At 54.6% G+C, this 3601-nt stretch carries 4 protein-coding genes and 1 pseudogene; 3 read left to right on the forward strand and 2 right to left on the reverse strand.

The genetic code is table 11. The annotated features are described in order from the left end of the window. Positions 1–362 (forward strand): annotated as a pseudogene (locus QMM04_RS21505) (hypothetical protein); the annotation flags it as partial. A gap of 22 nt (positions 363–384) precedes the next feature. Here QMM04_RS21505 and QMM04_RS21510 read toward each other — a convergent pair. Then, on the reverse strand, positions 385–1158 hold the full coding sequence (locus QMM04_RS21510; RefSeq protein ID WP_282996991.1) for a nucleotidyltransferase domain-containing protein: 774 nt from the start codon (positions 1156–1158) through the stop codon (positions 385–387). 266 nt (positions 1159–1424) lie between these two features. Here QMM04_RS21510 and QMM04_RS21515 point away from each other — a divergent pair, with 266 nt between their 5' ends. Continuing rightward, entirely contained in the window at positions 1425–1928 is a 504-nt protein-coding gene (locus QMM04_RS21515; protein ID WP_282996992.1) for a hypothetical protein, read from the forward strand. 10 nt (positions 1929–1938) lie between these two features. Then, entirely contained in the window at positions 1939–2370 is a 432-nt protein-coding gene (locus QMM04_RS21520; RefSeq protein ID WP_282996993.1) for a type II toxin-antitoxin system YafO family toxin, read from the forward strand. Between the two features lie 28 nt (positions 2371–2398). Here QMM04_RS21520 and QMM04_RS21525 read toward each other — a convergent pair whose 3' ends face one another. Beyond that, positions 2399–3427: a tyrosine-type recombinase/integrase gene (locus tag QMM04_RS21525; protein ID WP_282996994.1), complete on the reverse strand. Its 1029-nt coding sequence runs from the start codon at positions 3425–3427 to the stop codon at positions 2399–2401. Between the last annotated feature and the right edge of the window lie 174 nt (positions 3428–3601).

Here is a 3601-nt window from a genome sequence, read left to right on the forward strand (position 1 = left end):
TGCTGGCGCAGAATGATTTATTCCGCCTCCAGCACGTGATGCACGCCATTACGCTGACGGGTATTAATTACGGCGTTCTCACCGAGTCTAAATGGGAAGGGCGCCGCGCGGTTAAACTGAGTCCGAAGGTGCCGGGAGTCTTTTTAAGGAAAAACGATCTGGAAACCGGATTCGATGACGATGGGCTTCAGATCTCCCCTCTCGCTGTACGCATCACCGCCGATCTTCCTGCTGTCGATGCGCTGCTGAAGCGTGCAGGATGGCAACGTCATGCCAGTACAACGGATCCCCTGCTGCATCATTTAATTTCCGGCAACCACGGGGAAGGGGCTTTAAATGATGAATTTTTGCAAGCTGTATAAATTATTGGATCACCTTGGATGATTATCGATTTCGCGTGCTGAATTCGGCGTTCAGCCAGTACGCAAATGTCGAAATTCTGCTGGCAAAAGCCATGATATCACCGCGCGGGCGCTGACTGATACTCAGCAAATAGTCCATCTCTTCCACAAGGGCAGGATACCTGTCGTTAAACTTGATGCAGTGTTCCTCGAGCGTTGCCGGCCAGTCTGAATCATTTTCGTCTCTCAGAATGCTTGTAGAACGAATAGCCTTACGGGCAGCCGCCCGCTGCAAAGCATGTCGCTTTATTGGCTCTAATGAGGGTTTCATCCGGGATATGTAATCATTCAGTACAGTGACAAAATCCCCGTTGACGGCAATCGCAATTTTTCTGGAGGGTTTGAAAGGCTCAAAGCGTTCTCGCAGGTCTTCACCATAAACGCACACGCACTGATGTCTGAGCCAGTATCCCCAGCGATCTCTGTTCTCAGGCAGCAAAACGTTATCGAGTACGCCCGGGTCGATATCGATTTTACTGATTACCGGATAATGACTCTCAAGAGCAGATTTAGCCGCGGCTATTTTTTCAAACGCGTCCGCGCCCGGCTGCTGAGAGAAAATCACGGTAAGATCGGCATCAGACTGCATTTCAATTGCCCTGCCTTCAGCCAGGCTGCCATAAACATAGATGCTGTGGATCAGGCCCGGTACCGCAGCGGTAAGCTGATGCACGCTGTCAGTGACAAGCTGCGAGAAGGCAGGCTGAAATCCCCCGAAGTCAGGCTGGGAGATAAATCCGTTTTTATCGACTGCCATTACGTTTTCCTTCATGTCATACGTGAGGCCGCCGGATAATGCCAGGCGCCAGTAAATGAAATCTATATTACCAGCAGCCTGGACAGACTTCAGTTCAGATTATAATCACTTATACACCACACAATATTTGAAGATTCACTCACAAGAGAGAGTGTTCAACTCTATGAGGCTGTCAGACCTTCCGGTCTGTTTAACCCTGAGACAGTCCGATGCAGTTGGTGTAAAATGATGACAAACCTCGCCGAGGAGCCGGAGCCGGAGCTGATATGAGTAACCTGAATAACTTTGCCTGTGACATGCCTTACATTGCGGCCGCGTTCAACGCGCACTTTCGCAAATCAAACGCATGGCCCCAGGGGACACGTTCAGCAGGCATAAGTGATGTAATCGGTCAAGCCTATCCGCTGTCACAGGCTCTGGAAGACCTGGCGCGCGTCCGCGAAGATCTTCGCACCACCTACCATGTCCTCGCCAGCATGTCAGACTTTGATGAAGCGACCCGGATTGGGGACAGTATCCATGAGTCGGTCTCGATCCTGCTTCTCGAGTTACGCGCACTCGAGTCTGCCGTAAAAATGGCGGGGAAGACGGATACTGCACAACAGGCCTATCTGCGCCCCGTTTCACTTGCAAGGGAAGCCGCGCGCGATCTGCAGGATTTGCTGCAGCAGATGACCGGTGAAGCCGAGCGCCAGGAAAGCAATATTAACCTGATGCACCTTCGCAGGCTTGCAGAGCACGGAACACGCACCGCCGGCACCCGTCACTGAGTAACGCCTGGTGAGCTTCAGCGTCAGTCTTAATCCGGATTCCTGCGACCGTTACTTTCACGCGTTTTTTGCGTCTCATCCGGATGTGCCTCCACAACTCGCAGATGATTTACTGCGTGATTTTGAGCTGTATAAACGCTACGGGCGTAAGCCAGACTATTTTGGCCGTGACTGCCGCTACGATCGCCCTGAATCCATTATCAGTTCTGAGATCTACCACATCCATCTGGACCTTGTTTCAATAGTTCCCTTCAACGGGCAGCGGGTGCAGTTCCGGCAGGTGAGTGATACTGCACTGGTCTACACCCGGGGATTTTTTAATGAAGACGCTTACAGCATCCTGGCCGTCCTAAAGCCCGCACACACCATGGCTTCAGCAGGAAACAATGCACTCATGCGCACTTTCCAGCACTATGCAGACACCTTCCGCAATCAGAACTGATATCTGTTAAACACACTACCAGCCATCATCAGCCTGAAAGATGGTTATCCATAAAATCAACCATGGCACCGGCGTGTGCATCCACGTGGCGGATATAGCGCATCACCGTCTCCGGTTTTTTCCAGGTTCCTTCCTGCATGATCTGCGCGGTACTGTATTTCTTCATGGCCATATCGACTGCTGCGCCAACGCGCGTACTGTGCCCTGTCCAGCCCCGGTAGCGGCCTTTATTGGCTTTCACCTCACCCGGAGAACCGGCTTCGCGCCACGCACGGCCGAAAATATCCTCAATGGCGCGGGTTGAGAGGGGATTAACGGTGCTGACCACGGCCTGATTTGAGCGATGCACCGGCCCGAAGATATATGCGTCCGGTTGGGAGATCAGCCCGGAGTGAGTCAGCCATTCCGTCAGGCGCGTCGTTGACAGCTCGCCGAGCGCCTTGATAAGCCCGCCGGTCTGCACGATCGTTTTAGTCCAGGCCACGTCCAGAATGATGCGCCCGTCGGATGCCCGGGTCACGTCCCTAACCCTCAGCCTGCCGAGCTCGCTGATGCGCAGCAGGGTTGCGTAAGCCACGTGCAAAAAGGCCAGATCGCGCGTCTGCAGCAGTCGATCGGTACTTGACCAGGCAGTATCCAGCTTCAGCAGGTCAGTAATACGAAACGGAATGGCCTGTCCAGCCCGTTCTCCCTGAACAACGGCGGTACGGTTAATGCGCTTTACCGCGCGAAAAACCAGCGGAGAGGTGTTCGGCGGCATTAGTCCGGCGTTACGGTGTAACATTGAAATGAGCGCGGCGTGCGTGCTGATGGTGGAGGAGGCGCGCCCGGAGGCCTGCAGCCACAGCAGGTAATCGCGCAGATCGGCCGGCGCCATCGGCAGCAGCGACCGGCCGTGCTCCGCCGCCCAGCGGCCGGCAATGCGCATCACGCTGAGCAGCTGCTGCCACGTGTTGTCCGAGAAGGCTTCCCGATCGCTTACGAACTCGCGCAGCCGCCCGGTGATGTCGCCGTCCTCCGGGCCGATCAGGCCCGGCAGGAGTGCCGTATGTGTCATGTTTCCGCCGATTATCCGCCTGGCGTCGCTACGTGAATTCTGAGAAGAAAGCAGGGGCTTATCCCTGCAGATTTCTCGCAGCGCTGCCGCATTATTGTTCGCCCTGAGCCCGTACAGGCCGGATCCCCATCATACCCGGATCCTCAGGCGGATCCCAGCTTCATATAAATCCTA

It is taken from the genome of Pantoea sp. Pa-EAmG, assembly GCF_030024295.1.
Classification (GTDB): Bacteria; Pseudomonadota; Gammaproteobacteria; order Enterobacterales; family Enterobacteriaceae; genus Pantoea; species Pantoea dispersa.

Excerpts from the sequence above, each read along its gene's own strand:
- QMM04_RS21525 (WP_282996994.1), bottom strand. The coding sequence starts at position 3,427 with ATGACACATACGGCACTCCTGCCGGGCCTGATCGGCCCGGAGGACGGC.
- QMM04_RS21515 (WP_282996992.1), top strand. The coding sequence starts at position 1,425 with ATGAGTAACCTGAATAACTTTGCCTGTGACATGCCTTACATTGCGGCC.
- QMM04_RS21510 (WP_282996991.1), bottom strand. The coding sequence starts at position 1,158 with ATGGCAGTCGATAAAAACGGATTTATCTCCCAGCCTGACTTCGGGGGA.